This is a genomic window from Acinetobacter sp. Colony158 (assembly GCF_019264745.1).
GTDB lineage: Bacteria > Pseudomonadota > Gammaproteobacteria > Pseudomonadales > Moraxellaceae > Acinetobacter > Acinetobacter ursingii.
This window is the reverse complement of record NZ_CP078523.1, coordinates 686244-686601: the sequence shown is the minus strand read 5'-3', so window position 1 is coordinate 686601 and position 358 is coordinate 686244. Positions and strand designations below refer to the sequence as shown.

The following is a 358-nucleotide window of genomic DNA, read 5'->3' as shown; positions in this document are numbered from 1 at the left end:
GTGCTGATTCAGAAACTGTATGCGATAGAAGCAGAACTCAGGAAAAAGACCGATGGTACGGCAGAACAGCGCCGCGAATACCGACAACAGCATAGTCAACCGGTGATGCAACAACTGTATGAATGGCTTAACCAACATCAACTGACTGTGCCATCGAGTTCTCCAACCGCCAAGGCCATCAATTACACTCTGAAGCGTTGGCCAGCTTTAAGCCGCTATCTGGATGATGGCAATCTACCTATTTGCAATAATTGGATTGAAAATCAGATGCGTCCCTGGGCGTTGGGACGTAAGAATTGGCTATTTGCAGGTTCGCTGCGCAGTGGTCAGCGAGCAGCCAATATCATGACATTAATCC

1 protein-coding gene is annotated in these 358 nt (G+C 48.0%); it reads left to right on the top strand.

All coding sequences use genetic code 11. The annotated features are described in order from the left end of the window. Window positions 1-358: IS66 family transposase (locus JR005_RS02590; protein WP_228731737.1), on the top strand; the 358-nt coding region annotated here is incomplete at both ends.